Raw genomic sequence first — 25161 nt, forward strand, 5'->3', positions numbered from 1 at the left:
CGAAGTGCTCCTTTCCTTTCTGTTCCCCTTACGCCCGATCTGTATCATCTGTTTCTTCTATAATAAAATATTGGTTCACGTCGCCGGTGTCAGAAGAATCTTCATCATCCTGGTTGTCACCGTCTTCGTTTTTATTTTCATCGCTTTCCGGTACGACAACGCCCAGGTCTTTAGCGGTTTCATTGAAGTCAACCGCCTCTTCAGACATGTCAATTTCCTGGTCGTTTTCGTCTAAAATCCGGACATCCAGGGCCAGGGACTGTAATTCCTTGATTAAGACCTTGAAGGCTTCCGGCACACCGGCTTCAGGGAGGTTTTCCCCTTTGACGATGGCTTCGTAGGTTTCCACCCGGCCGACGACATCGTCAGACTTGACGGTCAGGATTTCCTGGAGGGTATGGGAGGCCCCGTAAGCTTCCAAGGCCCAAACTTCCATTTCCCCGAACCGCTGCCCCCCGAATTGGGCTTTACCGCCCAGAGGCTGCTGGGTGACCAGGGAGTAGGGGCCGGTGGACCGGGCGTGGATCTTATCGTCAACCAGGTGGGCCAGCTTGAGATAGTACATGCAGCCGACGGTCACCGGGTTATCGAAGTATTCCCCACTCCGGCCGTCCCGGAGGCGGAACTTCCCGCTCTTATCGTAGCCGGCAGCTTTCAGCTGGTCGGCAATATCTTCCTCTGTGGCCCCGTCAAAAACGGAGGTCGCAAAGTGAACACCCAGGGCCCGGGCAGCCATGCCCAGGTGGACTTCCAGGACCTGGCCGATGTTCATCCGGCTCGGCACCCCGAGGGGGTTCAGGACGATATCGACCGGGGTCCCGTCGGGCAGGAAGGGCATGTCGCATTCCGGCAGGATCCGGGAGACGACCCCCTTGTTCCCATGGCGGCCGGCCATCTTATCCCCTTGGGAAATTTTACGTTTTTGGGCCACGTAAACCCGGACTTCTTCATTAATGCCGGGGGCCAATTCGTCACCGTTTTCCCGGGTGAAGACCTTGACGTCGACGACGATTCCACTTTCCCCGTGGGGGACCCGGAGGGAGGTATCCCGAACTTCCCGGGCCTTTTCACCAAAGATGGCTCGGAGCAGGCGCTCTTCTGCAGAGAGCTCGGTTTCCCCCTTCGGGGTGACCTTGCCGACCAGGATATCCCCGGCATGGATTTCCGCCCCAATGCGGACGATCCCGTGGTCATCCAGGTTTTTCAGGACATCTTCACCTACGTTGGGGATGTCCCGGGTGATTTCTTCCGGCCCCAGTTTGGTATCCCGGGAATCACTTTCGAATTCATCAATATGGATAGAGGTGTAAACGTCTTCCTTGACCAGCCGTTCGCTGATCAGGACGGCGTCCTCGTAGTTGTAGCCTTCCCAGTTCATGAAGGCGATGAGGGCGTTCCGGCCCAGGGCCAGTTCCCCGTCATCGGTAGAGGGGCCATCGGCCAGGATATCCCCAGCTTGGACATGTTGCCCCTTGGAAACCAGGACCCGCTGGTTGATACAGGTCCCCTGGTTGGACCCCTTGAACTTGGTCAGGGGGTAGTCGGTCCGTTCGCCACCGTCGCCTAGGATGCTGATCTTGTCCGCGCTGACAAAGGTTACGGTCCCGGCATGCTTGGCAATGGCCAAGACGCCGGAGTCGTAGGCGGCCTTGTGTTCCATCCCGGTGCCGACATAGGGGGCTTCGGTGACCAAAAGGGGCACCGCCTGCCGCTGCATGTTGGTCCCCATGAGGGCCCGGTTGGCGTCGTCGTGTTCCAGGAAGGGAATCAGGGCTGTTGCAATGGAGACCACCTGTTTCGGTGATACGTCCATGTACTCGATTTCTTCCATGCCGACGACGATGTTTTCGTCTCCACGGCGGGCGTCAACCTTGTCATCTATAATATGAGCGTTTTCATCTAACCGGGTGTTGGCCTGGGCGATGGTGTACTTATCTTCCACATCGGCAGTCAGGTACTCGATTTCATCGGTGACCTGGCCGGTGCCGGCAACTACCTTCCGGTAGGGGGTTTCAATAAAACCATATTCATTGACCCGGCCATAGGTGGCCAGGGAGTTGATTAGCCCGATATTCGGCCCTTCAGGGGTTTCAATGGGGCACATCCGGCCATAGTGGGAGTGGTGAACGTCCCGGACTTCGAAGCCGGCCCGTTCACGGGAAAGCCCGCCGGGCCCTAGGGCAGATAGCCGTCTCTTATGGGTCAATTCAGCCAGGGGGTTGATTTGGTCCATAAACTGGGACAGCTGGGAGGACCCGAAGAACTCTTTAATGGAAGCCACCACAGGCCGGATATTCAAGAGGGCCTGGGGGGTCACATTGGTGGGGTCCTGGGTGGTCATCCGCTCCCGGACATTCCGTTCCATCCGGGTTAAACCAATCCGGAACTGGTTCTGGAGGAGTTCTCCGACAGACCGGATCCGCCGGTTGCCCAGGTGGTCGATGTCGTCCACTTCATAGCCGGGCATTTCAGCTATCAGGCCAATCATGTAGCTATAGGTGGCAATGACATCTTCCTTGGTTAAGTTTTTGACACTCGGATCAATATCCAAGTTTAGTTTTTTATTGATTTTATACCGGCCCACCTTGGCCAGGTCATACCGTTTGTGGTCGAAGAAGAGGGACTGGAGTAAGTTCCGGGCACTCTCGACGGTCGGCGGATCACCGGGGCGTAAGCGTTTGTAGATTTCAATTAAGGCCTCCGCTTCATTGGTTTCCCGGTCTTTGTCCTTAAAGTTATCCTTATTAAAAGTCGGCGCCAAAAGGTCTTCTAGGGCCCCCTCGCCAGCAAAATCAAGGTTTTTAAAAAGGGCCTGGATTTCCTTGGAGTCTCCAAAGCCCATAGCCCGTAAAAAGATAGAGGCTGGCAACTTACGGGTCCGGTCTAAGCGCACATGAATAACCCCTGAGGCATCGGACTCAAGTTCGAGCCAGGCCCCACGGTTGGGAATGACGGTGCAGCTATAGAGTTTCCGACCGGACTGGTCAATGTCCCGGTGGAAATAGACCCCCGGGCTCCGCACCAACTGGCTGACGATAACCCGTTCAGCCCCATTAATGACAAAGGTCCCGTTTTCGGTCATGAGGGGGAAGTCTCCCATAAAGACTTCCTGCTCCTTAATTTCACCGGTTTCCTTATTGAGCAGCTGGACCTTCATGCGCAACGGCGCCGCGTAAGTGGCATCGCGGTCTTTACATTCCTTGACATCGTATTTTGGCTCCCCGAATTCGAAGGTGTCAAAATTGAGTTCCAATGTGTCGGTAAAATCCTGGATAGGGGATACCTCGGCAAAGGTTTCTCCCAAGCCCTCATTCAAAAACCATTCATAAGAATTTCTCTGAATGGCAATGAGATTGGGCATATCCATAATCTCGTCGATTTCCGCAAATGATTTGCGGGTCCTAAGTGCATGGCCCTGTTGGTCTGGCAATGCGGTCACCCCTTACTGACATGATATACCTTGCGCAATAGATGAATAGTGTAAAAGAATTCCATTTTATCATTAGCCTAACAATGATAGGCTATGTGGGCTGAATTGTCAAGGGCTATTTTACAATAAAGGCTTTTTTGCCCTCCCCCCCTCTGCCGACCCTAAGAAAAGGGCCTGCCCGGGGAGGCCGGCCAAGAGCAGGTGTTGGCTCTTTGGCGGGGCTTTCCCAGGCAGGCCCTGGATTGAGACTTCTGTATTCACTTGCTTTTGCTTAAACTGAGAGCTTTTTGCCGGCGCTGCCGGCCTTTTTCAAGAAGCGGACAGCCCAATTGGTGTCGACCACCAGGTCCTCGTTCGGGTCTGTCTCCGCCAGGGCCTCAGCAAAGGATAAGCCAATGCTATCGTAGAAGGACTGGGGGAAGTCCATCGAGGGAACTTCATCGTCATAAAAGAAGAGAAGCCGGGCCTCATGCTGGTCTGTTTTCGGGGCATAGCGGACCTGGCGCAGGCCGGTTAGGGTCGGCAGCTGGTCCTTGACCTCTTGGAGGGCAATGACCTTGCCAATTTCCACCAGCCGGTCATCGTAGCCGGCATCCAGGAGGTGGATCTTTTCGGTGAGCTCATTCGGGGTGGTCACCACCCGGCGGATGACCCGGACCGGCTGGCCACTGTCTGCCACCTGGAGGGCCGCAAAGATTTCCTCCCCGAAGAGGGGGCCGGTCCCGGTATAGCCCGGTACCAGCTGGATAATAGCTGTCCGCCGCCGGTCATAGTAGAGCAGGGGGGTGGCGGCGATGAAGTCCTTGTCACAGCTGGGGCAGTGGGCCTTAAAAAAATGACCGGATAAAATGCTCTCTTTTAGTGCTTTATCCTCTTCCGCCTCGACCAGTTCCGGCCGTTCTAGGGTCATCTCCGTCTGGCAAAGGGGGCATTCGCCGCGGATGGTACTTTCTGTCATCTCATTCACTCCATTTCCACCTGCGGAGGCCAGGGCTTAGTCCTGGCCAGGCACCACAGGTAATCGATCCAGGGCCTCCGCTAGTTCAGCGTCGGTCGGTAGGTAATCGGTCATTGTTTGATTAGTATAGGCGGCATAGGCGGTCATGTCAAAGTAGCCGGTACCGGTCAGGCCAAAGAGGATAGTCTTGGTCTCGCCGCTTTCCTTACAGGCCAGGGCCTCATCGATGGCCCCCTTGATGGCATGGGCCGATTCCGGCGCCGGCAGGATGGTTTCCAACCGGGCAAAGAGGACGGCCGCTGCGAAGATATCCGTCTGCTTGTAGCTCTTGGCCCGTAAAAAGCCGTCATCATAGAGCTTGGAAACGATGGGGCTCATCCCGTGGAAGCGGAGGCCACCGGCGTGGCTGGCGGCCGGGATATAGCCGGCCCCCAGGGTGTACATCTTAGCCAAGGGAGTAATTTCCCCGGTGTCACAGAAGTCATAAGCGTACCTGCCCCGGGTCATGGACGGGCAGCTGGCCGGTTCAACCGCCAGGATATCTGGATTATATTTACCCTGGAGTTTGTCCCGCATAAACGGGGCAATGAGGCCGCCCAAGTTGGACCCGCCGCCGGCACAGCCAATGACGGTATCCGGGTAGTCATCAATCTTGGCAAAGGCCCTTTCACATTCCAGGCCGATGATGGACTGGTGGAGGACCACCTGGTTTAAGACAGAGCCCAGGACATAGCGGCTATCTTCCCTGGAAGTGGCCTCTTCAACGGCCTCGGCGATGGCACAACCCAGGCTGCCGGTCGTCCCCGGGTGGTCGGCCAGGATCTGCCGGCCAACGGCGGTGGTCTCACTGGGGCTGGGAATAACCCGGCTATCAAAGGTTTCCATAATGGCCTTGCGGAAGGGCTTTTGCTCATAGGAGCACTTGACCATATAGACGCTCAGGTCAATGCCAAAGTGGGCACAGGCTTCAGCCAGGGCCGTCCCCCATTGGCCGGCGCCGGTTTCGGTGGTCAGGTGGCGGATGCCCTCTTCCTTGGCATAATAAACCTGGGCCACAGCCGAGTTCAGCTTATGGCTGCCACTGGTGTTATTCCCCTCGAACTTGTAGTAAATCTTGGCCGGGGTATCCAGGTACTTTTCCAGGCTATAGGCCCGGCAGAGGGGGCTGGGCCGGTACTTCTTGTAAAAATCCTGAATGGGCTCCGGGATGTCCACATAGGGGGTGTCATCATCCAGCTCCTGCCGGGCCAGGGCCTCACAGAAGATGGGTTTGAGGTCATCCAGGCTGACGGGCTGGCCGGTGGCCGGGTTTAAAAGCGGGGGCGGCTTGTCGGCCATGTCCGCCCGGAGGTTGTAGTAGCGGGTCGGCATTTCATCTTCCGTCAGGTAAATACGATTAGGGATTTTCGTCATTTTTCTCTCATCCTTTCAGTCTTTCGCCAAATTTGACATACAGCTTGGTCGACTGTGGGACAAGGTATAAAAAAACGCCCCTGTCCCAATACGGGACAGAGACGGACTCTGCGGTGCCACCCGGTTTGGCGCATAAAATCACGCCCACTCAGTCGTATACCAACATATACGCTTCTAGGATAACGGGTGAAGGTCCCGTCGGATAGTACTCGGCCAGGCCTTTCCCTCCGCCCTCATGCGTCCATTCACCATGCCGGCCACCATTCCGCTCTCACCATCCGGAACTCGCTGGGGGGGGTTCGCCATAGCTACTCTTCGCAATCAAAGGTTTCTGTATGTTGAAAGTATCTTAGCAGGCCGTCCGGTTAAAGTCAAGCCTTAAAAATAAAAATCTTCCGACGGATCCTCCTCCTCTGCCACTGCCTCTTCCTTCACCGGGAGCAGGGCCGGGCTAAAGGCCAGGCCGAGGGCGGCGCAAATCCAATTGACCCAACCGGTCAAAATCAGGGTATTCATGGGCCAGTCGCCCCGGCTGTAGATATGCCAGCCGATGACCCCGGCATAGCCAACCAGGATGGCCAGGCCCAAAAGCCGCCAGACCCGCCGCCGGCCCTTGGCCAGCCGAAGACCCAGCCGATCAGCCACCGTCAGACCCAAAAGAAGGCCAGTCCCCATATAGGCCCAGGGCAGGGCCAGCTGGAGGTAAAAGCCGTAGAGCCCCTTTAATTCAAAGCGTAAAAAGGCCTCGCTGAGCGTGGTTTGGACAAAAAAGACAAATAAAATATCCAGCAGGGTGATGATGACCAGACCATCATAAAGCCGGCTAACCGACCGCCACTTGTTTCCCATAAGCCCCCTCCTTTTCTACTACCCGTATTATAAGAAAAGAGGGCCGGAGCCGTCAAATCCAGGCAAAAAACAGCCTAGGAAAGGGCCTATAAGTCAACTGAATCTAAATTATCCTAGGCCTCATCCATCCAGAATCCGGAGGCCTCTTTTAACAGGCCTGTTTTAAGTCGACAAGCCAAGGGATAAGCCTGCGGATACCATTTCTGTGCTAGGGCAAGGATAAACCGGTAAACTTCTTGGTTAGTAAAGGTCCTTCTGCCAGGAAAAGCTTGGTTAAGCCGGTCTTGAAAGGCGGCCAAGACTTCCTGTTCCGATAACCTTTCGAAGGCTTCTTGACCTTCATTAAAAATCTGTATTAGGGTTGCATAAAGTTTCGACCCCTCATCGAAGGTTAATCCTGCATTTAAGCAAAGGAGCCAAAAGAATTTAGGGTCGATATCATTATGCCCCAGATACTCTGCTAATTCGTTAAAGCAGGCTTTGACCAGGTTCAAATCACAATCCATTGTTCCTTTCCTTTCAGTTGTTGGATCTTCTAACGGAGGACTTTCAAAAAATGAATTCGACTCTGACCCCTTATCCAAGGCTTCCAAATCACCGGCCAGGTCCATCACCCAAGGATAAAGCTCAGGCTTTCGATACTTCGCAAAGGTATGCAGCCAGTAAAATATCTGTACCGGAGGAAGTTGGCCTGCCCGCGGCCAGACATCAGCCATAACCGCTTGAAAAAGAGAAAGCGCTTCGCCAATAGATAGGTGCCCAAGTACTTCCGCCTCTTTATAAAAGACAGCGCTGATAGCCTCCTCTAGATGCCGAACGGTCTCAGCATCCAGCTCAAAGCTTAAAAATATTGGCGTATAAAAACGTCGTTCATGTAAACTTTCGCCCATGTCCGCCGTTAATTCATTAAAAATGATATGAAAATAATTTAAATCACCAGCCATAGAACTTCTCCTTTAGCAATTAGCCCTGAGTCGGCTTATTATACCCTAGACCCCTATGGCAAAAACAGCTTCAGCTTTTCCAAAAGGCCTAGCAAAAAATCAAAAAACCGCCCTGCAAGGCAGGACGGTTAGGATGCAAACTATTTAAGGGTAGCGGTAGCGCCAACTTCTTCAAGTTTAGCTTTAGCGGCTTCAGCATCTTCCTTGGAAAGACCTTCTTTAACCATTTTCGGAGCGCCGTCAACCATTTCCTTAGCTTCTTTGAGGCCAAGGCCGGTGATTTCACGAACGACTTTGATGACTTTGATCTTGGTAGCACCAACATCAGTCAGTTCCAGGTCGAATTCGGTTTTTTCTTCTTCAGCAGCACCGCCAGCAGCAGCCCCACCGGCAACAGCAACCGGAGCAGCTGCAGTTACGCCGAATTCTTCTTCAAAGGTGGAAACGAGTTCGGATAATTCAACAACGGATAATTCTTTAACGAGATCAATGATCTGGGTGATTTTTTCAGACATGATGTGTCTCCTTTTCTTTTATGATATAGCCTTACGCGCTTGCGTTTTCTTCTTCGGCTTTTTTACGAACAGCATCGAGGGCGTAGCAAACGTTTTGCAGGGGCCCCTTGAAGCAGGAAGCGACTTTGGACAAAAGTTCTTCCTTGGACGGCAGGCTACCCAGAACTTCGACTTTAGCTGCGTCGATGACTTCGCCTTCCAGGATACCGCCTTTGGCAACCATGACTTTATTGTCTTTGATAAATTTAGAAATGATGTTTGCCGGTTTAACTGCGTCTTCTGCACAGAAGGCAACAGCGGAAACCCCGGTAAACATGTCTTGCATGCCGGTATAGCCGGCCCCTTCAGCCGCACGGAGGAACAAGGTATTTTTAGCGACAACATAGTCTACATTATTTTCCCGCATGGCCTTGCGGAGTTCGGTCGTTTGTTTTGCGTTTACACCGGTATAGTCAACGACAACAACACCTTGGGCTGCCGCGAATTTTTCTTGTAAATCGGTGACAATCTGTTTTTTGCTTTCAAAGGTTGACAACAGATTCACCTCCCTTTCATAATTTAGTGTTTATGTATCTGCCAAAAAGAAAGAGCCTCGTCTCGCGAGACAGAGGCCTAAACATCCAAAAGGATGAACTGGCGCCTCGGCAGGATGATTAAGCTTTCGCCCCCGCTGTCTCCGGCAGATAACATATTCAGTTCAAATTAAGCAATATGGTTGGGGTTGAGTTTAATCCCAGGCCCCATGCTGGTAGAAAGCGTGACGCTCTTAACATAGGTCCCTTTTTGAGATTCCGGTTTTGCTTTGATGATGGCCGCAGCCAGGGCATTGAAGTTTTCTTTCAGTGCATTCTCTTCAAAGCTGAGTTTACCGATAGGGGCGTGGATGATGCCGGCTTTTTCAGCCCGGTATTCAATCTTACCGGCCTTAACTTCCTTAACGGCATTTTCAACGTCCATGGTAACAGTCCCGGTTTTCGGGTTCGGCATTAAGCCTTTAGGCCCTAAAATCCGCCCGATTTTACCAACAGTACCCATCATATCCGGGGTAGCAATGGCCACATCAAAGTCGGTCCAGCCGTCTTTGATCTTCTCTACCAGGTCTTCTGCACCGACAAATTCTGCACCGGCGGCTTCTGCGGCCTTGGCCTTGTCGCCTTTAGCGAAGACCAGGACGGTCCGGCTAACGCCGGTCCCGTGCGGAAGCACCATAGCGTTACGAATTTGTTGGTCAGCATGACGGGTATCAATGCCTAATTTGAAAGCAACTTCGACAGATTCGTCGAACTTTGCCTTGGCATATTGCTTGACGATCGCAAAGGCTTCGTCAACTTCATATAGTTTATTCCGGTCAACGAGTTTGGCATTCTCGTTATATCTTTTACCGTGTTTTGCCATACTTGTTATCCTCCTTTGTGGTCCAACCGGCTCTCGCCTCCCACATGTCTCGCAGTTAGCCTTCTACTTCGATCCCCATGCTGCGGGCAGAACCCTTGATCATGGACATGGCGGTTTCGATGGTAGCGGCGTTTAAGTCTTGCATTTTGGTTTCTGCAATTTCCCGGACTTGTGCCTCGGTGACTTTCCCGACCTTGTTTTTATTCGGTTCACCGGAAGCCCGTTCTAAGCCAGCTGCTTTCTTAAGCAGGACAGCTGCCGGCGGGGTTTTGGTGATGAAAGTGAAGGAGTGGTCCTGATATACGGTGATTTCAACCGGAATCAGCATCCCCATTTGAGACTTGGTGCGTTCGTTAAAATCGTTGCAGAATTGCATCATGTTAACGCCGTGCTGACCCAAGGCAGGCCCTACCGGCGGTGCAGGATTTGCCTTCCCTGCTTCTACTTGCAATTTAATAAAGCCGATAACTTTCTTTGCCATACAAACACCTCCTTATTAAGGTTATTTTTTCACGTAGACTTTATCAAAATCCATTTCCATCTGGGTTTCGCGTCCACCAAACAAGGCGGCGCTCACTTGGACTTTGCGGCGGTCCTGGTCAATGGCCGTAACCGTCCCGATAAAGCCAGCAAAGGCCGCATCGGTAAAGCCTACGGTATCGCCCACTTCGGCGTCGAGGTCTGCCGGTGGGGCTGCTTCGCCGTCTTCTGCGGCTTCCATAGCACGCAAGAGCGGCTCCACCTCGTATTCCTGCAAGGGGACCGGGCTATTGCCCGCACCTACAAAGCCGGTTACGCCGGTGGTATTGCGCACCACATACCATGATTCATCGGTTAAGACCATTTCAACGAAGACATAGCCAGGGAAAAGTTTCCGGACAACGGTGCGGTTGGCTCCGTTTTTCATTTCGGCAACTTTTTCTTCCGGCACAATGCAGCGCAGGATGTAGTCCTCCATGTTCATGGTTTTGGCACGAGTGAGAAGGGTGGTTTGGACCTTCTTCTCGTAGCCGCTATAGGTATGAATCGCGTACCATGCCTTATTTTTATTGTCAGCCATGGTGAGGATTGGCCTCCTCTCTTACAATAACAAGCCTAAAGCAGCCGTAATACCGGAGTCCACTACCCAAATCAATGTGGTGATAATGGCCACAGTGACCAAAACAACACCGGTATAGGTAATGGTTTCCTGACGGTTGGGCCAGTGAACTTTTTTCAGCTCACTGAAAGAAAGGCGGAAGTTCTTCTTCACCCGGGTGAAAAAGCCCTCTTTCTTCTCGGTGCCTTTTTGTCTGCTCATTTAAATCATCCTTACCTAAGAGCGTTATTTGGTTTCTTTGTGCAATTGATGGGATTTGCAGAAGGGGCAGTATTTTTTTACTTCCAGGCGCCCGGTAGTGTTCTTCTTATTTTTATTCGTTTGGTAATTCCGACGTTTGCATTCGGTGCATTCCAGGGTAATTCCGACGCGCATATTTCCACCTCCCGTAGGGGAATTTCGGATTTTTGACAATATAAAAAGACGTGCCGTCAAAAGGCACTTATATAGTTTACCGAATGGCCCTGCGCTTGTCAATGATTTTTCACGGTTTGGCGGCAATTTTTCCCTTTTTGTCGGCGGCCCAGCCTAAAGAAAAGCCACCCTACACCGGGCCGGATCCGGCCCGGTGTAGGGTGGCACTTGCTTACAAGGGGATTAGCGCTTATTGCTCTTCCGCCAAATATTCATTTTTTCCGCTTCCTTAATGAGGTCTTCGCGGAAGTCCGGGTGGGCAATGGAGATAAGGGCTTCAGCCCGTTGCCAGGTGCTCCGGGCCTTCAGGTTCACAATCCCATACTCGGTGACCACATAGTTCATCATGGACCGGGGGGTGGTGACGATGGAATAGGGGTCAAAGGTCGGGCGGATCCGGCTTTTAACGGTCCCATCCTTCATAGTGACGGTTGAGGACATGGCCATGATGGCCTTCCCGCCCTTGGACCGGTAGGCGCCGAGCATGAAGTCGGCCTGGCCGCCGGTACCGGAAATTTGCTTGATGCCGGCAGCTTCAGAAGAAGCCTGGCCATAGAGGTCCATTTCCAGGCAGTTATTGATGGCGACAAAGTTGTCAATGGAGCCAACCACAAAGGGGTCATTGGTATAGTTGACCGGGTAGATGGCGCAGGCGGTGTTCTTATCTAAGAAGTCGTAACAGCGCTTGGTCCCCATGGCAAAGGTGTAGACGTGCTTACCCGGGTTGATGTTTTTCCGTTTCCCGGTAACCCGGCCGGACAGGACCATGTCAACCATGGAGTCGGTGAACATTTCAGTATGGATGCCCAGGTCCTTGAGGTCCGATTCGGAAATCATCTTTCCGATGGCATTGGGCATACCACCAATTCCCAGCTGGATGCAGGCCCCGTCAAAGAGCTCACCCATAACGTACTCGGCGACTTTTTTATCAACATCCCCAAAGCCGGCCGGTGGCACTTCATCTAGGGGACGGTCATTTTCAACGATGATATCGACATCAGAGATGTGGACGCTTTCTTCATAGCCGCCAAAGCAAACGGGCATGGAGGCATTGACTTCAACGATAACGGTATCAGCGGCCTCAACCATGGCATGGAAGTGAGAGGCTTCCGGGCCGAAGTTAAAGTTACCGGCGGCGTCCATGGGGGCAACCGGAATAAAGACCACATTGCTCTTGACCTCGCCATGGTCTAATTCCTGGCGGTAGTAGCGGGGGTATTCGTGGAAGAGCATGGGGACAAAGAAGGCCTGGGCCTTTTGGCCGAGCTTCCGTTCAATGCCGCTGAAGTGGAAGCTGGAGTAGTTAAAGTGTCTGCCTTCCGGGTCCGCTTCGATGATTTTCGGGGGCATGGTGGTGCAGCAGCCGCGAATTTTCACATCTTCCAGCTCATCAGCCCGGGCGGTCAGGGCAGCGTCCAGGGCATAGGCCTGGCCGGCAAAGGCCCCGTACTCAACCCAATCGCCACTTTTTACGACTTTAACCGCTTCTTCCGGACTGGTCAGTTTTTTTTGATAGAGTTCTTGATAGGTCATAGGATCCTCCTTGGGTAAAGCTAGTAACGATTAACATTCATTATCTCTAGTATAAGTCCTAGCCGGGCAAATGAAAAGAGATTTTGTGAATATTGGCACGTTTTATCTATCCACTCGCCCTTCTATCTTTATTTATTATAACAAGTGGCGGCGATTGGCACAATGTTCAGATAGTTTTACTGACTAAAAACCGCCCAGCAGCCCTAGGGCCGCCAGACGGTCATCAGCTATGCTTCAGTCAAAAAAGACAGGTCCAGGTCATCCGGCAGGGGGGCATAGGTCAGGTCACCCCAGGCCAGGCGGGCATCGCCGCCGGTAAGGCCTAAAAGCCAGGCAGTGGCTGCTGCCTCCAGCTTTTCCGGGACAAAGAAATGATAGTGGACCGCTTCATCAAAGGTCTTTTCCACCGGCCAGTGGTGGTCATTGAATTGGTAGGTCAGTCGGCCCTCATGGGGATAAGGGACCGTCAGGGTGACGGCCTTTTGCCGGACCATGCTGGTGGGCCCACCGGCCTGGACGGCTTCGGCTGCAGCCCGGGTATAGGCCCGGATAAGGCCACCGGCCCCCAACTTGACCCCGCCAAAGTAGCGGACCGTGGCTACGACCACATCGGAAAGGCCTTCTTTTTTCAAGACTTCCAGGGTCGGGACCCCGGCTGTGCCCTGGGGCTCACCGTCATCAGAGGCACGCATTTGCAGGCCCCCGGGACCAATGATCCAGGCCCAGACCACATGGGTGGCTGTGGGGTGGTCACTGCGGACCTCGGCTAAAAAAGCCTGGGCCTCTTCTTCCGAGGCCACCTGCCGGGCCAGGCCCAGAAAGCGGGACCGGTCAATTTCCAGATCAATATCACCGGGCCGGACCAGGCTCCGAAAGGCCTCCGGTGCCCGGCTATCATAGGGATCCATTAGGCCTCTTCCAGGTAGTAGATGACATAGGCCCGTTGGGGGTCCTTATTGACAAGCTCCATATATTCCGGTGAAAGGGAGACTTCCCCAATGAGGTTAAAGGGGGAATCAAAATCAAAGTCCTCTTCTTCGCTGCACTTGCAGATGTCCATCTTGGCCTGGGCATCGTGTTCAGGCTGAACACCCAGGGCTTCGTATTCTTTCTTAGCCTCTTCCTGGCTATCGGCAAAAACCACCCGGGTTCCGGTTGTATGGGTCATAATCGTCCTCCTTAAAATAGGTCTTTTGCATCATTGGCTTTGTTGTCATTATAGCATATTGGTCGGGGCTTGGTTAGCCCCTGGGCAGCACTTGGCCAAAAGGAAAGCGCCCGGCCGGGGCCGAACGCTTTACGGTCTTTTTATAACAACCAGGGGTCATCTTCCGGATCAATATAATCCGGGCCATTGGTGTCAATTTCATGGTCTTCTGTCGGCTTACCCTTGGTCGGTTGGTCCAGTTCCGGATGGGCCTGGTTGGCCGCATCGTTCCCTTCCCGAGAGTCGCGAGCGGGCAGGTTGAGGTCTACGTCAGCCAGGTCAATGCCCAGGGCATCGGCAACCCCTTGCCCATAGGCCGGGTCAGCCTGGTAGCAATAGTTGATCCACCGGTGCTTGATTTGCAGGGTAGAGTCGCCCATATTCCGGGCGGTGTTTTCAAAGAGGACCTGCTGCTGGTCAGGGGTCATAGCCCGGAAGAGCATGCCCGGTTGGGTGAAGTAGTCGCTGTCATCCTCCCGGAAGTCATAGTGGCCGATGGCCCCGTCGGCTTCCTGCAGGGGAGGAATGAGGTCCGGATGGTCGGTGAACTGACCATAGCTATTGGGCTCGACGTGGAGTTCACTGCCCAGGTTCCCATCTACCCGCATCTGCCCATCCCGGTGGTAGCTGTGGGGGTTTTTGACGCCCCGGGGCTGGTTGACCGGAATCTGGTGGTGGTTGACCCCCAGGCGGTAGCGCTGGGCGTCGCCATAGGAGAAGAGCCGGGCCTGGAGCATCTTATCCGGAGAGAAACTGATACCCGGGACCACGTTGGCCGGGGTAAAGGCGGCCTGCTCAACGTCGGCAAAGTAGTTTTCCGGGTTCCGGTTGAGTTCGAACTCACCGACCGGGATCAGGGGGAAGTCCTTCTTATACCAGACCTTGGTCAGGTCAAAGGGGTTATAGGGCATTTTCTTGGCCTGGTCTTCGGTCATGACCTGGATGTACATCTTCCACTTGGGGTACATCCCCTTTTCAATGGCGGTGTAAAGGTCCCGCTGGCTGCTTTCCCGGTCTTGGCCGACCACCTTTTCAGCCTCCTGGTCGGTGAGGTTTTTAATCCCCTGCTGGGACCGGAAGTGGAATTTCACCCAAACCCGGGTGCCTTCCTTATTGATCAAGCTGTAGGTGTGGCTGGAAAAGCCGTGCATGAAGCGGAAGGAAAGGGGGATGCCCCGGTCGCCCATGATGACGGTGACCTGGTGGAGGGATTCCGGCAGGGAGCTCCAGAAGTCCCAGTTGGTATTGGGAGACCGTAAGTTGGTCCGGGGGTCGCGCTTAACGGCGTGGTTCAGTTCCGGGAATTTAAGGGGGTCCCGGAAGAAGAAGACCGGCGTATTGTTACCGACCATGTCCCAGTTGCCTTCGTCTGTGTAAAATTTCAGGGCAAAGCCACGGATATCCCGTTCAGCATCAGCTGCCCCGCGCTCACCGGCAACAGTTGAAAACCGGGCAAACATCTCGGTCTTCTTCCCGATGTCGGAAAAAATAGAGGCGCAGGTGTACTGGGTGATATCGTGGGTCACGGTAAAGGTCCCAAAGGCGCCGGACCCCTTGGCGTGCATCCGCCGTTCGGGAATGACCTCCCGGTCAAAGTGGGCCAGTTTTTCCATGAGCCAAACGTCCTGTAAGACCATCGGGCCCCGGGGGCCTACGGTCATGACGTCTTTATTGGTGGCCACCGGTGCCCCGGCAGCTGTCTTTAGGGAGGGGTCATCACCGACGCAATTATTGCGACTCGGTAAGCCTTCGCCTAAGCCGTTTTTATCCATGGGGTTGTCCATTATATGCTCCTTTCCGCCGATAATTCAGCGTGATCCTTGAGTAATCTCGTCTCTTACTAGATACCCTGACGCCTAGCCAGAGAAACGCCGGTTTCTTCCTTTGTTCTTATTTCCGGATATGGATGGCAACCTAGACTGACTGACAAATCAAAGACCCGGCGCCAGAGCACCGGGTCTTTGATCTATATCTAACAGGGGGTATTGCACCAGTCCAAGATAAAGGCGGCCATAACCTTGGTAAAGCGGACCAGCTCCGCCTTATCGGCTGATTCATTTTGAGAATGGGCCTCTTCCAGGTCACCGGGGCCAAAGCAAACGGCCGGAATCTTAAAGGGGGTGAACCAGCCGGCATCGGTGACGGTCTGGGACATGGTCACCTTGGGGGCCGCCTGGCAGACGGCTTCATAGGCCCCGACCAGTTGTTTAAAGGCCGGGTGGTCCTGGTCCAGGTCCAGGGAGGGAAAGATTTCTCCCTTGTCCTCTACCATAGACCGGCCGCCCCAGCTGATGGTCGGCGGATGGGCCCGGAGCCAGGGGTCAGCTGCGGCAATGGCGGCGATATGGGCATCGATTTCAGCGGTAATGGCCCGAACATCCTCATCCGGGTAGAAGTGGACGGTGATCCAGAGCTTGCATTCGTCAGCGATAAAGGCCGGGTTGGTCCCGCCTTCGATATAGGCCGGGTTAATGGTATTGGTCCCCGGGGTAAAGCCCGGATACTGCCGGGTGACAGCCCAGTAGCGTTCCAACTCTTGCAGGCCCTGGATAATGAGGACCATCTTCTCAATGGCGCTAAAGCCTTCCAGACCCCCACCGGCATGGATCAGGCTGCAGCGGTTGCCGTCATGGAAGGTCTTGTTGCCCCGGACGGTAATCCAGCCGGTGATGACCCCGCCCTGGCCCTGCATTTCCAGGGCCGAGGTGTCGTTGACGATGGCGTAGTCAGCGGTATAGCCCTTCTCCAGCATTTCCCGGGTCCCGGCCTCACCGGACTCCTCCCCGACAGCGGCCTGGAAAACCAGGTCCCCCTGGAGGGCAATCCCCTCATCATGGAGGACTTTTAGTAAAAAGAGGTCGGCAGCAATCCCCCCCTTCATGTCCGAGGTCCCCCGGCCATAGAGGCGGCCGTCGGCCTCTGTAAGGACAAAGGGCGGGTAGGTCCAGTTGGCCGGGTCGCCGACCGGGGCCACGTCCACATGGCCGTTTATAATCAGGTCATGGTGGCTGGCTGAGGCCTGGCCCTTTTTCCGGGCCACCAGGAGCCGGTCTTTTTCGTAAAAGGGCCACATATCCACCGTAAAGCCGATGGCCTCCAGGTAGTCCTTAATAAAGGTCTGGATGGCCTCGGTATTCCGGGCCGGTGGGCTCACCGTCTCAAAGCGAATGAGCCGGTCTAAAAGTTGCAGAAGCTCGTCCTGGCGGTCCTCAATAGCCGCCCATAGGTCTGTCTTATTCATAAGTGCCTTCTTTCTAGCTATCCTGTCAAGCAATAAAAAAGCATCCGACTGTCGGTCGAATGCTGGTAGACATTTTTCTCCCCAGCCGGCATTATCCGGCTTGGGTTAATCGGTCGCGGTCCTCCCGCCTCTCAGCCTATAGCTCCCGAGCTAAGTCTAGTATAGCTTTTATCCAAGGCCCTGGCAAGGGGCATTATCAGTGGCCCGGGGCAAAGGAAATGGTATTGGTCTCGCCATCAATGGCGGCAATCCGCACCACTGAATAGACATCCACCCCGGCCGCCTCCAGCCGGCTCCGACCGGCCTGGAAACTTTTCTCCACGCAGATGCCCACCCCGGCAACGGTTGCCCCGGCCTGGCCGACCAGGTCCATGAGGCCCATGGCCGCATCACCATTGGCCAGGAAGTCATCAATAATCAAAACCCGGTCAGCCGGGCTCAGATACTGCTTGGATACGGTCACCCGGTAATTGGTGTTTTTTGTATAGGAATGGACCGATACCTGGTAGACCCCATCTCCGGCCAGGGTAGAGGGCAGGGCCTTTTTGGCAAAGAGCATGGGCACATCAAAGTGGGCCGCCACCATAATGGCCGGGGCAATCCCCGAGGCCTCAATGGTCAGGACCTTGGTCACCCCATGGTCCTTAAAATAGCTATAAAGCTCTTCTTCAATGGCCTTCATGACCGTCGGGTCAATTTGCTGGTTGAGAAAACTATCGATTTTCAAAACGTTATTCGGCAGGATCTGGCCTTCCTTGATGATTTTATCCTTTAAGTAAGACATCCTCGCTCCCCTTCGTCTGTCTATCCACACCCTCGTCCGACAAGCCGGCCGGCGCCAATAATAAAAGCGTCATCAAACCGGCCGGTTCTGATGACGCCAGGTCCCCTTTGGGGTCTTATAAAGGTCTGAGAGACAGAAAAAGAATGATTTTTCGGTCGTCTCCTTAGGTTGTTCTTATCATAGCACTGGCCGGCAGACTTGTCCAGCCCGGAGAGGTCACGTCCAATCCACCCATGCCCAGGGCCGTCTTAACCCCCACCCCACTCCATTCGCCCAGGGCAAAGAGAAGGGCCAAAAACCGCTGTAGGGGATCGCCGGCCCGGAGGATCAGCTGGACCTCACCCAGGCTACCGGGAATATGGCTGCCCTTGATGGGTACGGCAGTGGTCCGCAGGCGGAGCCGGGCCGGCCAGAGCTGGTCATCAGCCAGGGTCCGGTAGGTCTCCATCCGGTCGATATTGGCTTCCAGCACCGTCCCCCAGCGGTTGACCAGGGACTGGACTAGGAGGTCCGGCCGGGGCAGGGGGTCGAAGTGGCCCCGGCGCTTAAAGGCCAGGGGCGACCGAAGGACCAGGTTTAACCGGTCCGGTGGGGCCTGGTCCGCCAGGTGGTGGCGGAGGAGGGCTTCCAGGGGCAGGGCCTCATGGGCCAGGCCTTCAAGGGCAAAGGCCCGCCCGGCCACGGTCAGCCGGTCCAGGCCGGCCAGGCGGTCAGCCAGGTCGGCTTCAGCGGCGGCCAGGTGGTCAGACACGGCCAGGTCCTCCCAGAGGGCCACCCGCCAGTAAAAGGTCCCGTCGGCCCAGTAGAGGTGCTGGCTGACCCGGGGGTGGCGGGCCTCATGCCAACTGCCGGCCAAGGGGTCACCGGCCAGGGCATTCAGGGCCCCGTAAAGCTGGTAGCCAAAGCCCTTGGGCAGGTCTGTGGCTGCCAGGGCATAGGTAAACCGTTGCATAGGGCCTCCTTTAATAGTGAATGGTGATCCGGCACTTGCCCCAGTCGTAGGACAGGCCTTCTGCCAGGATGGTCGGCCGCATATAGGGGGCCACCACCTGGCCCAGGGCCGGGTCATAGGTCGGTTCAGCCGCCAAGAGGGCATTGGTCAGGTCCCGGGCCTCCGCATCGTCAAAGAGGGCGTAGACCAGGCTCTTGTTCACGAAACCGCTACCGCCCCCCAGGTAAAGGTAAAGGTCCCGGAGGTCTACCGGGGCCCGGTCAGGGGTGGGGATTTTCTCCCAAAAGACCCGCTCCTGCATGAGCTGGGCCAGCTGGAGGGCCTCATTGAGAACAGTAAGCATCAGGCCACCCCGGTTCATCAGAGGAATGTCAATCCGCAGGGTAAAGCGGATCCGGGTGCCCGGTGGCGGAACTTCGTAGATGTCGGGAGCATTGAGGACCCCCTCCCGGTGGACCAAGCGCCGGCGAACGGCTACCGTGTCCCCGGTCCCCAAGGGGTCACTATCCGATACGGAAAAGGCCCGCATCAGGTCATTGAGGCTGGAGGCGACCTCAGCGGTATGGAGGTGGAGCTTGTGCAAAATGTCCACCTGGAGGGCCTGCATCCCGGCCGAAAAGGCCGACCGGTCCCCATCGGTATAGGCCTGCCGGAGCCGGCTTCGCCAACCTTCCTTATCCACTTCCGGCATTTCATTGAGGAAGTAGACCAGGAGGACCTGGCGCAAGGCCCCCTTGAGGGTCGTACCCGGCACATAGGGCCGGCCGGCCGGGTTTCGTAAAAAGGGATGGACCCGGTGGACCGCCGCACCCCTATCAACCGGCAGGACCCGCTTGATCAGGTCGGCTGCCGGCCCCAGGTCAGGATGGCTGGCCAGGAAAGCATCTGCCGACCCGCCAGCGGCCAGGTGCCCCTGCCAGGCCTCGAGGAGGCCGGTGGCGAGGAGTTGCCGGCCCAGAGCCCCTTCATCAATCAGGGCCAGGCCCTCAGGCCGGCCCAGCCAGTGGCGCCGGTCCAGGGGGCGGCCACCAGCAATATAAAGGGGGCCACCGGTTTCCAAAAAGAGTTCATGGACTTCTAAAAAGCCCAACCGTTTCATCCTTTCCATTGCCTCACCTCCCTAAGATGGCACCAATAGGCGCCTCCTGCAAGTAGCCAACGGTATAAACCGGTCCGGTCACCACCCGGGACCCGGCCTGCCAGTAAAGACGAGGACCATCGGGATGGTCCTGGGTCCCTCGCCAGAGGGGCCGGACCGACAAGCCGGCCTCAGCAGGCAGGCCGGCCCCTTGGACCGTACTGAGCAGGCGGCCGACCCCTTCTTCCGGGGTCAGGGCCCGGGCCAGGGCCCTTTCAGCCGCTGATCCTTCTATATCCAGGGCCCGGAGGGGGCCGGGTCGAAACTGCCCCCAGCCCAAGCTCCGCCGGGCGCCAAGCCCGGCCAGGCTAAGCCGGAACCAGGCATCATCCCAGGCCGGCCTGTCCCCTTCAGCAACCGTCATCAGAATATAGAGGCCCCCTCCTGCGGGGGCCTGGCAATAGGCCTGAGGCCGGCCCTGGAGAAAGCGGACCCCCTGCCAACCGGTCAGGGCCGCCGGCTGGCCATCAGGCCTTTCATACAGGCCCGGCCCGTCCGGCAGAGCCGGCAGGTAAAAGCCGGTCTCGTCAAAGGGGAGGGCATCAGAAAACCGGACCCCCTCAAGGGGCAGGTCCGCCTCCACGACTGAGGCCAGGGCCTGCAAGAGGCTATCTGCCCCAATGGCCGGCTCAGCCCGTCCCGGATCCCAGGCCCAGGTCCGCCAGGGGCCGGAAAAAGTCCACTTAGAGATTAAGGGCGTCATCGCGGAACACCTCGTTATTCAAGAAGGCCAGGTCCCGGTCATCAAAGGCATCCCCATAGCCCAGGCGGACCTTCATATCCCGGAAGGCCACCCGGCCACTGCCCCGGCTCCCATGGCCGCCCAGGCTATCCATGGTCAGGAGCTCCATGGCCCCGGCCAGGTTTTGCAGGTCTGCTCCGGCTTCTGCCGCCTCGCCGGCGGTATAAATAATCCGCAGGGCAAAGCGGCTGCCGGGCACCACCCGCTCCAGGCTCCGGACCCGAGCCTCAGCTGTGGCCCGGTCAATGGCCACCTCCTGCTTGATTTCCGTTGCTAAAAAGTCCCCGGGACTGGCGAGGAGGGGGGCATCGCAAACAATGAGCCGGCCCGGTCGGGCTGCCTGCCCCTCAATGGCCGGGGCCCCAAAGAGGCGGATGACCTCTTCCGCATCGTGACCGGGGTCGTTGACAATCCAGCGCTGGGCCAGGGCCCGGGCCAGGAGGGTGCGCCACTTGCCCTTAAGACTGGACCCGGGCACATAGGGCCGGCCCTGGTGGTCCCGGACCACCGGCAGGTCAGCGGCAGTCGGTCCCAAAGAGGGGCCGGCCCCGATATGTAAGCCGGTGAGGGCCTCCAATTCACCTTCAATAATTAATTTTCCATACACAGGATTACCTCCCTCCGGTCATCTGCCCGGCCACCGCATGGTGCCAGGCCAGTAAGTGTTCCCCATAAGCAGCCAGCTGGCGGCGTTTTTCCCCATCCCCGGCCGCCTCAGCCAGAGCCCGGACCAGGCCGGCCCGGTCAATGAGCTGGCCCAGGTCACCGGTCTGGTCCGGATAGGTCAGAGCCAGGGCCAGCCGGGCCTCATAGGGGGCCAGGCCCGCCTCATCAGCAAACCGGACCGCCTGGGCCCACTCCATCCAGGCCGCCCGGAAGGGGCGGATGTCCGCCTCCGTTGGCAATTCGCCGGCCTGGGCCAGGTCAAAAACCACCTGCCGGGCCGCCTCTTGTAGGTCATCTATTTGGTCAAATACAGCCATTATCTTTTACCTCCCACTAGGGCCAGGGCCAACTGGGTCAGGGTTAGGTTGCCCTGGTCCAGGGCCCGGCTGTACAGGTGCCGGGCAGTTGCCGCCCCCACCGGTGTTTTTTCCATAAAAAGGGCCAGGTCCGCAAGGCCGGGCCGGCCTTGGTTGCGGTCCAACCAACCGACAAAGGGCTGGAGAAAGGCCTGCCCCTCCTTGGCCAGGGCCCGGGCATCTGCCAGGACCCCTGCCCCCTGGGCAAAGGAGAGTCCCCGGCCAAAGAGACAGAGGTCATGCCCGGCCAGGTCGCTAAAGGCCCCAGGCCAGCGGTTCAGGCTAAAGCGGTTCCCGGCAGCCACTGCCCGGGCCAGGGCCGGCAGGGCCGCTTGCGGCCCCAGCTCTGCCCGGCTATAGACCAACCCCTCCCCGGCATAGGGGCCGGCCCCGGCCAAGAGGTCCGCCTGCCGGGCCGGGCTGGTCACCGTCAGGGCATAGAGGGGCCCCGGCCCGGCCTCGCCTCGAGGCGGCTGGTCAAGACAAGCCGCTTCGTCGCCGGTCAGCCCCCGGGGAAGGGCAAAGGCCCTGGCCATCTCCGCCAGGAGGCTGGCCTTATCCGCCCCCTGGGCATAGCGGAGGACCCCTGCCCCGCCTGTTTCTTGGGCCAGGGCCAGCTGGGCCGCCCGGTCTTCCTCAACCGGTCCGGGGACCACCATCACCACCAGCCCCCGCTCCTGCCGGCAGATCCGGCCGGCCGGCGCAAGCGCCGGCGGCAGGGCCGGCAAGTCCGGTCGGGGCACATCTTCTGTAGGCAAAAGGGCCATTGCCAACCATGTCTCAGCCATCAAGCCACCTCTTTCTTATCTGTCATCCAGCTGCTTGTCAGCAGCCTCTTTTGTGCTACAATAAACGAAACCAATGATTAAGGAGGACTTCCCATGAACTTTATCCACAGCGATGCCGCCCCGGCGGTCCTCGGCCCCTACTCCCAGGCTGTCCAAGTCGGTCACCTGGTCTTCGTCAGCGGCCAATTGCCCCTCAAAGACGGCCAACTCATCGATGACCCGGCCCAGGCAACCACCGCCGCCCTGGACAACCTCTTAGCCATTGTCCAAGCCGCCGGCGGCCAAAAGACATCCTTCGCCAAGGTCAATATCTTTGTCCGGAACATGGACGACTTTGACACCATCAACACCGCCTATGCCGCCTTCTTTGGCGACCATAAGCCGGCCCGGGCCTGCGTCCAAGTGGCCCGCCTGCCCAAGGATGCCGTCTTGGAAATCGAAGTCATCGCCGACCTCTCTTAAGCTAAGTATACCCGAATATAAGCGAATAGCAAAAAACAGGTGCCTTCATTGCGCACCTGTTTTTTTATACACAATTCTAGCTTAAAAAGCCTTCAATAATCCGGGCTTCCGCTTCTTCTTCCGTCAGGCCCAGGGTCTGCAACTTGATAATCTGCTCGCCGGCAATCTTCCCAATGGCCGCCTCGTGTATCAGCATGGCATCGCCATTATTGGCCCGGAGCTCCGGCAGGGCGTCTACCTTGCCATTGCCTACGATGATGGCATCACATTCCGAATGGCCGGTAGAGGGCGCATTGCCCACAATGACCGAATGGTATTCCTGGTGACTGTCATCCTTGGCCACCGACCGGCTGACCAGGTCCACCCCGCAGCCATCGCCGTTTAATTCCACATAAAAATCGGTGCTGGCCTTGCTATCCGCCTCGGTCAGGATATTTTCCTTGATCACCAGCCGGGCCCCGGCTTCCAGCTTGGCAGAAGTCTTCCGGTGGGTATGGGCAATCCCCTCCAACTGGGAGGTGTCCATCTCCAGGTAGGCCCCTTCCGCCAGCTCACACTGGGTTTCCGGGTCAATAATCCGCCGGGCCGCCTCTACCGAGGCATCCCCGCTGCCATAGTGTTTTTCCAGGTAAAGGGCCTTGCTGTTCTTCTCCATAAAAAAGCGGTGGATCCCATTGTGTCGGCTTTCCCCGTCACCATCCGTATGGACCCCACAGCCGGCCACGATGGTCACATCAGCCCCTTCACCAATGTAAAAGTCATTATAGACCAGGTCATCCACATCATTTTTAGTGATACAGGCCGGAATATAGCAGGATTCTCCCTTGGTCCCGGCCTTGACAATGATGTCCAGGCCACTGCCCCCGGTTTTGGGCCGAATTTCAATATTTTCCGTTGACCGCCGGCCCGCACACTGGGAGTCCTGGCGGATATTGTAGGCAGCCCCTTCCGGGAAGGCCTGCCAGTCAGATACGATATTTAATAAATCTTTGGTAATCGGATTAACCGGTTGGAAACTCATTGCACTTCTTCTCCTTCATGATTGACCAGGCATGTTTCACTGCAGGACCGGCATTCCGGCCCATGGGCCAGGCGGGGAAGGATCTCTGCCGTCGGCCCGAAAGCCGCCAACTCCCCTTTGACAATGACCGCAATCCGGTCTGCAATTTCCAGAATCCGCTCCTGGTGGGAAATAATCACCGTCGATTGCCGGCGGCTTTCCCGCAAGTCGTTAAAGACATCAATCAAGCTATTAAAGCTCCACAAGTCAATGCCCGCCTCCGGCTCGTCAAAGACGAAGAGCTTGGCATCCCGGGCCATCACCCCGGCAATCTCAATCCGCTTGATCTCCCCGCCGGAAAGCTTGGTATCCACACTCCGGTCCACATATTCCTTGGCCTGGAGGCCCACCCGGCGCAAGAGGTCCGCCAGCTCTTCCTCACTCAATTCGCGGCCGGCAGACAGGTTTAACAGGTCCCGGGTCCGCAAGCCCTTAAAGCGCACCGGCTGCTGGAAGGCATAGGCAATCCCTGTCCGCGCCCGGTCTGTAATATTCAAGTCACTGATGTCTTCGCCATCTAAAATAATCCGGCCACTCGTCGCCTCAGCAACCCCGGCAATGACCTTAGCCAGAGAGGTCTTTCCGCCTCCGTTCGGCCCGGTCACCACCACCGTTTCGCCGGTTTCGATGGCTAAGTTAATATTTTTTAAGATGTCCGCCTTACCCGGCACCCCAAAGCCAATATTTTGCAGTTCTAACATAATTAATCCTCCGTCACTCCATATACATGACAACCTGATCGTCTTGTCTACCCTATAGAATATCATGTTTTCAGATTTTTCATAGACTTAGAAAGATAGTCATAATATTACAGCAATCTGAGAAAACCATCCCTTGAATTGACAGACAATTTCCCTTAGAAGCCTAAAGCGTCCAAGGTCTTCTCCAGTGGAGCAAAGTCAAAAAAGCCCGCCGTCCGCACCAGCTCCCGCCCATCCTGCAAAAGCAGGAGGGTCGGAAAGGAAAAGACCCCAAAAGTCCCCCGCAGCTGGGGCACCGCCGCCAAGTCCACCACCATAAGCCGCAGGTCTCGGTCCGCCAAAACCCGCTCCGTCTTCATCCGCATCCCGTTACAAAGGCCACAGTCCTCCCCCGCAAAAAAGAGCAGAACCGTCCCCTCCCGGTAGTCCTCACTAAAAGCCACCGTCTCCATCCAAACCCCTCCTCTAGTAAAAAACGCCGACTCAGCAGTCGGCGTAATCTGTCTATTAAAAG

General features: G+C 56.3%; 27 protein-coding genes, 1 pseudogene, 1 riboswitch and 1 other annotated feature. Of the genes and pseudogenes, 1 reads left to right on the forward strand and 27 read right to left on the reverse strand.

Annotated elements, in window-relative coordinates; all coding sequences use genetic code 11:
- Positions 1-28: 28 nt before the first annotated feature.
- The 24 genes and pseudogenes from rpoB to ACLGL1_RS04370 form a co-directional block, all read right to left on the reverse strand.
- Positions 29-3367 (reverse strand): DNA-directed RNA polymerase subunit beta, encoded by a 3339-nt coding sequence (gene rpoB, locus ACLGL1_RS04255; protein WP_411007582.1) that lies wholly within the window; start codon positions 3365-3367, stop codon positions 29-31.
- A gap of 334 nt (positions 3368-3701) precedes the next feature.
- Positions 3702-4388 (reverse strand): CpXC domain-containing protein, encoded by a 687-nt coding sequence (locus ACLGL1_RS04260; protein ID WP_411007583.1) that lies wholly within the window; start codon positions 4386-4388, stop codon positions 3702-3704.
- 36 nt (positions 4389-4424) lie between these two features.
- Entirely contained in the window at positions 4425-5801 is a 1377-nt protein-coding gene (locus ACLGL1_RS04265) for a TrpB-like pyridoxal phosphate-dependent enzyme (RefSeq protein WP_411007537.1), read from the reverse strand.
- A 378-nt stretch (positions 5802-6179) separates the two neighbouring features.
- Positions 6180-6650: a hypothetical protein gene (locus ACLGL1_RS04270; protein WP_411007538.1), complete on the reverse strand. Its 471-nt coding sequence runs from the start codon at positions 6648-6650 to the stop codon at positions 6180-6182.
- A 113-nt stretch (positions 6651-6763) separates the two neighbouring features.
- Positions 6764-7594: a hypothetical protein gene (locus tag ACLGL1_RS04275; RefSeq protein WP_411007539.1), complete on the reverse strand. Its 831-nt coding sequence runs from the start codon at positions 7592-7594 to the stop codon at positions 6764-6766.
- Positions 7595-7734: 140 nt separating this feature from the next.
- Positions 7735-8109, reverse strand: coding sequence for a 50S ribosomal protein L7/L12 (gene rplL, locus ACLGL1_RS04280; RefSeq protein WP_411007540.1), 375 nt, complete (start codon positions 8107-8109; stop codon positions 7735-7737).
- Positions 8110-8140: 31 nt separating this feature from the next.
- The gene (gene rplJ / locus ACLGL1_RS04285) at positions 8141-8644 is read right to left on the reverse strand and encodes a 50S ribosomal protein L10 (RefSeq protein ID WP_411007541.1); all 504 of its coding nucleotides are present in this window, start codon (positions 8642-8644) and stop codon (positions 8141-8143) included.
- A gap of 39 nt (positions 8645-8683) precedes the next feature.
- Positions 8684-8807 (reverse strand) — a sequence feature (ribosomal protein L10 leader region).
- 4 nt (positions 8808-8811) lie between these two features.
- Positions 8812-9504, reverse strand: coding sequence for a 50S ribosomal protein L1 (gene rplA, locus ACLGL1_RS04290; RefSeq protein ID WP_411007542.1), 693 nt, complete (start codon positions 9502-9504; stop codon positions 8812-8814).
- Between the two features lie 55 nt (positions 9505-9559).
- Positions 9560-9985, reverse strand: a complete 426-nt coding sequence (rplK, locus tag ACLGL1_RS04295) for a 50S ribosomal protein L11 (RefSeq protein ID WP_091791118.1) — start codon at positions 9983-9985, stop codon at positions 9560-9562.
- Between the two features lie 21 nt (positions 9986-10006).
- Positions 10007-10564: a transcription termination/antitermination protein NusG gene (gene nusG / locus ACLGL1_RS04300; RefSeq protein WP_411007543.1), complete on the reverse strand. Its 558-nt coding sequence runs from the start codon at positions 10562-10564 to the stop codon at positions 10007-10009.
- Positions 10565-10585: 21 nt separating this feature from the next.
- Complete coding sequence (gene secE, locus ACLGL1_RS04305; RefSeq protein WP_408976524.1) at positions 10586-10804, reverse strand: preprotein translocase subunit SecE; 219 nt, start codon at positions 10802-10804, stop codon at positions 10586-10588.
- Between the two features lie 24 nt (positions 10805-10828).
- Positions 10829-10978, reverse strand: a complete 150-nt coding sequence (gene rpmG / locus ACLGL1_RS04310; RefSeq protein WP_408976523.1) for a 50S ribosomal protein L33 — start codon at positions 10976-10978, stop codon at positions 10829-10831.
- Between the two features lie 222 nt (positions 10979-11200).
- Positions 11201-12550, reverse strand: coding sequence for an acetyl-CoA hydrolase/transferase family protein (locus ACLGL1_RS04315; protein WP_411007544.1), 1350 nt, complete (start codon positions 12548-12550; stop codon positions 11201-11203).
- Between the two features lie 227 nt (positions 12551-12777).
- The gene (locus tag ACLGL1_RS04320) at positions 12778-13458 is read right to left on the reverse strand and encodes an IMPACT family protein (RefSeq protein ID WP_411007545.1); all 681 of its coding nucleotides are present in this window, start codon (positions 13456-13458) and stop codon (positions 12778-12780) included.
- Positions 13458-13718, reverse strand: a complete 261-nt coding sequence (locus ACLGL1_RS04325) for a hypothetical protein (RefSeq protein ID WP_408976520.1) — start codon at positions 13716-13718, stop codon at positions 13458-13460. Before ACLGL1_RS04325 ends, ACLGL1_RS04320 begins: the two co-directional genes overlap by 1 nt.
- Positions 13719-14026: 308 nt before the next feature.
- Positions 14027-15541: pseudogene (locus ACLGL1_RS04330) on the reverse strand (catalase); the annotation flags it as partial.
- A 188-nt stretch (positions 15542-15729) separates the two neighbouring features.
- Positions 15730-16998 (reverse strand): acetylornithine deacetylase, encoded by a 1269-nt coding sequence (locus ACLGL1_RS04335; protein ID WP_411007546.1) that lies wholly within the window; start codon positions 16996-16998, stop codon positions 15730-15732.
- Between the two features lie 61 nt (positions 16999-17059).
- Positions 17060-17157: riboswitch (TPP riboswitch) on the reverse strand.
- A gap of 37 nt (positions 17158-17194) precedes the next feature.
- Positions 17195-17782, reverse strand: coding sequence for a xanthine phosphoribosyltransferase (locus ACLGL1_RS04340; protein WP_411007547.1), 588 nt, complete (start codon positions 17780-17782; stop codon positions 17195-17197).
- A 163-nt stretch (positions 17783-17945) separates the two neighbouring features.
- Positions 17946-18734 carry a CRISPR system precrRNA processing endoribonuclease RAMP protein Cas6 gene (gene cas6, locus ACLGL1_RS04345; protein WP_411007548.1) on the reverse strand — a complete coding sequence of 263 codons (789 nt, stop codon included), beginning with the start codon at positions 18732-18734 and terminating at the stop codon, positions 17946-17948.
- Positions 18735-18744: 10 nt separating this feature from the next.
- Positions 18745-19842 carry a type III-A CRISPR-associated RAMP protein Csm5 gene (gene csm5, locus ACLGL1_RS04350; protein ID WP_411007549.1) on the reverse strand — a complete coding sequence of 366 codons (1098 nt, stop codon included), beginning with the start codon at positions 19840-19842 and terminating at the stop codon, positions 18745-18747.
- A 4-nt stretch (positions 19843-19846) separates the two neighbouring features.
- Positions 19847-20575 (reverse strand): hypothetical protein, encoded by a 729-nt coding sequence (locus tag ACLGL1_RS04355; RefSeq protein ID WP_411007550.1) that lies wholly within the window; start codon positions 20573-20575, stop codon positions 19847-19849.
- A complete protein-coding gene (csm3, locus tag ACLGL1_RS04360; protein WP_411007551.1) occupies positions 20556-21221 on the reverse strand; it encodes a type III-A CRISPR-associated RAMP protein Csm3 in 666 nt (221 codons plus the stop codon). Before csm3 ends, ACLGL1_RS04355 begins: the two co-directional genes overlap by 20 nt.
- A 4-nt stretch (positions 21222-21225) precedes the next feature.
- Positions 21226-21597 carry a hypothetical protein gene (locus ACLGL1_RS04365; RefSeq protein ID WP_411007552.1) on the reverse strand — a complete coding sequence of 124 codons (372 nt, stop codon included), beginning with the start codon at positions 21595-21597 and terminating at the stop codon, positions 21226-21228.
- Complete coding sequence (locus tag ACLGL1_RS04370; RefSeq protein WP_411007553.1) at positions 21597-22424, reverse strand: hypothetical protein; 828 nt, start codon at positions 22422-22424, stop codon at positions 21597-21599. The genes ACLGL1_RS04365 and ACLGL1_RS04370 overlap by 1 nt, the downstream gene beginning before the upstream one ends.
- 93 nt (positions 22425-22517) lie before the next feature.
- On the opposite strand from ACLGL1_RS04370, the gene ACLGL1_RS04375 reads away from it, so the two are divergent.
- Positions 22518-22886 carry a RidA family protein gene (locus ACLGL1_RS04375; RefSeq protein ID WP_411007554.1) on the forward strand — a complete coding sequence of 123 codons (369 nt, stop codon included), beginning with the start codon at positions 22518-22520 and terminating at the stop codon, positions 22884-22886.
- 76 nt (positions 22887-22962) lie between these two features.
- Here ACLGL1_RS04375 and ACLGL1_RS04380 read toward each other — a convergent pair whose 3' ends face one another.
- From ACLGL1_RS04380 to ACLGL1_RS04390, 3 genes are all read right to left on the reverse strand, one after another.
- Positions 22963-23907, reverse strand: a complete 945-nt coding sequence (locus ACLGL1_RS04380; RefSeq protein WP_411007555.1) for a SufB/SufD family protein — start codon at positions 23905-23907, stop codon at positions 22963-22965.
- The gene (locus tag ACLGL1_RS04385; RefSeq protein ID WP_411007556.1) at positions 23904-24647 is read right to left on the reverse strand and encodes an ABC transporter ATP-binding protein; all 744 of its coding nucleotides are present in this window, start codon (positions 24645-24647) and stop codon (positions 23904-23906) included. Before ACLGL1_RS04385 ends, ACLGL1_RS04380 begins: the two co-directional genes overlap by 4 nt.
- Positions 24648-24802: 155 nt before the next feature.
- Positions 24803-25099 (reverse strand): thioredoxin family protein, encoded by a 297-nt coding sequence (locus ACLGL1_RS04390; protein ID WP_411007557.1) that lies wholly within the window; start codon positions 25097-25099, stop codon positions 24803-24805.
- Positions 25100-25161: the final 62 nt, after the last annotated feature.

The sequence above is a fragment of the Peptococcus simiae genome, assembly GCF_046569735.1.
In the GTDB taxonomy this organism is placed as follows: Bacteria; Bacillota; Peptococcia; order Peptococcales; family Peptococcaceae; genus Peptococcus; species Peptococcus simiae_A.

Bases quoted from the DNA above. Each gene is read 5' to 3' on its own strand.
- rpoB (WP_411007582.1), bottom strand. From the start codon at position 3,367: ATGGATATGCCCAATCTCATTGCCATTCAGAGAAATTCTTATGAATGG.
- ACLGL1_RS04260 (WP_411007583.1), bottom strand. From the start codon at position 4,388: ATGACAGAAAGTACCATCCGCGGCGAATGCCCCCTTTGCCAGACGGAG.
- ACLGL1_RS04265 (WP_411007537.1), bottom strand. From the start codon at position 5,801: ATGACGAAAATCCCTAATCGTATTTACCTGACGGAAGATGAAATGCCG.
- ACLGL1_RS04270 (WP_411007538.1), bottom strand. From the start codon at position 6,650: ATGGGAAACAAGTGGCGGTCGGTTAGCCGGCTTTATGATGGTCTGGTC.
- ACLGL1_RS04275 (WP_411007539.1), bottom strand. From the start codon at position 7,594: ATGGCTGGTGATTTAAATTATTTTCATATCATTTTTAATGAATTAACG.
- rplL (WP_411007540.1), bottom strand. From the start codon at position 8,109: ATGTCTGAAAAAATCACCCAGATCATTGATCTCGTTAAAGAATTATCC.
- rplA (WP_411007542.1), bottom strand. From the start codon at position 9,504: ATGGCAAAACACGGTAAAAGATATAACGAGAATGCCAAACTCGTTGAC.
- rplK (WP_091791118.1), bottom strand. From the start codon at position 9,985: ATGGCAAAGAAAGTTATCGGCTTTATTAAATTGCAAGTAGAAGCAGGG.
- nusG (WP_411007543.1), bottom strand. From the start codon at position 10,564: ATGGCTGACAATAAAAATAAGGCATGGTACGCGATTCATACCTATAGC.
- secE (WP_408976524.1), bottom strand. From the start codon at position 10,804: ATGAGCAGACAAAAAGGCACCGAGAAGAAAGAGGGCTTTTTCACCCGG.
- rpmG (WP_408976523.1), bottom strand. From the start codon at position 10,978: ATGCGCGTCGGAATTACCCTGGAATGCACCGAATGCAAACGTCGGAAT.
- ACLGL1_RS04315 (WP_411007544.1), bottom strand. From the start codon at position 12,550: ATGACCTATCAAGAACTCTATCAAAAAAAACTGACCAGTCCGGAAGAA.
- ACLGL1_RS04320 (WP_411007545.1), bottom strand. From the start codon at position 13,458: ATGGATCCCTATGATAGCCGGGCACCGGAGGCCTTTCGGAGCCTGGTC.
- ACLGL1_RS04325 (WP_408976520.1), bottom strand. From the start codon at position 13,718: ATGACCCATACAACCGGAACCCGGGTGGTTTTTGCCGATAGCCAGGAA.
- ACLGL1_RS04335 (WP_411007546.1), bottom strand. From the start codon at position 16,998: ATGAATAAGACAGACCTATGGGCGGCTATTGAGGACCGCCAGGACGAG.
- ACLGL1_RS04340 (WP_411007547.1), bottom strand. From the start codon at position 17,782: ATGTCTTACTTAAAGGATAAAATCATCAAGGAAGGCCAGATCCTGCCG.
- cas6 (WP_411007548.1), bottom strand. From the start codon at position 18,734: ATGCAACGGTTTACCTATGCCCTGGCAGCCACAGACCTGCCCAAGGGC.
- csm5 (WP_411007549.1), bottom strand. From the start codon at position 19,842: ATGGAAAGGATGAAACGGTTGGGCTTTTTAGAAGTCCATGAACTCTTT.
- ACLGL1_RS04355 (WP_411007550.1), bottom strand. From the start codon at position 20,575: ATGACGCCCTTAATCTCTAAGTGGACTTTTTCCGGCCCCTGGCGGACC.
- ACLGL1_RS04365 (WP_411007552.1), bottom strand. From the start codon at position 21,597: ATGGCTGTATTTGACCAAATAGATGACCTACAAGAGGCGGCCCGGCAG.
- ACLGL1_RS04370 (WP_411007553.1), bottom strand. From the start codon at position 22,424: ATGGCTGAGACATGGTTGGCAATGGCCCTTTTGCCTACAGAAGATGTG.
- ACLGL1_RS04375 (WP_411007554.1), top strand. From the start codon at position 22,518: ATGAACTTTATCCACAGCGATGCCGCCCCGGCGGTCCTCGGCCCCTAC.
- ACLGL1_RS04380 (WP_411007555.1), bottom strand. From the start codon at position 23,907: ATGAGTTTCCAACCGGTTAATCCGATTACCAAAGATTTATTAAATATC.
- ACLGL1_RS04385 (WP_411007556.1), bottom strand. From the start codon at position 24,647: ATGTTAGAACTGCAAAATATTGGCTTTGGGGTGCCGGGTAAGGCGGAC.
- ACLGL1_RS04390 (WP_411007557.1), bottom strand. From the start codon at position 25,099: ATGGAGACGGTGGCTTTTAGTGAGGACTACCGGGAGGGGACGGTTCTG.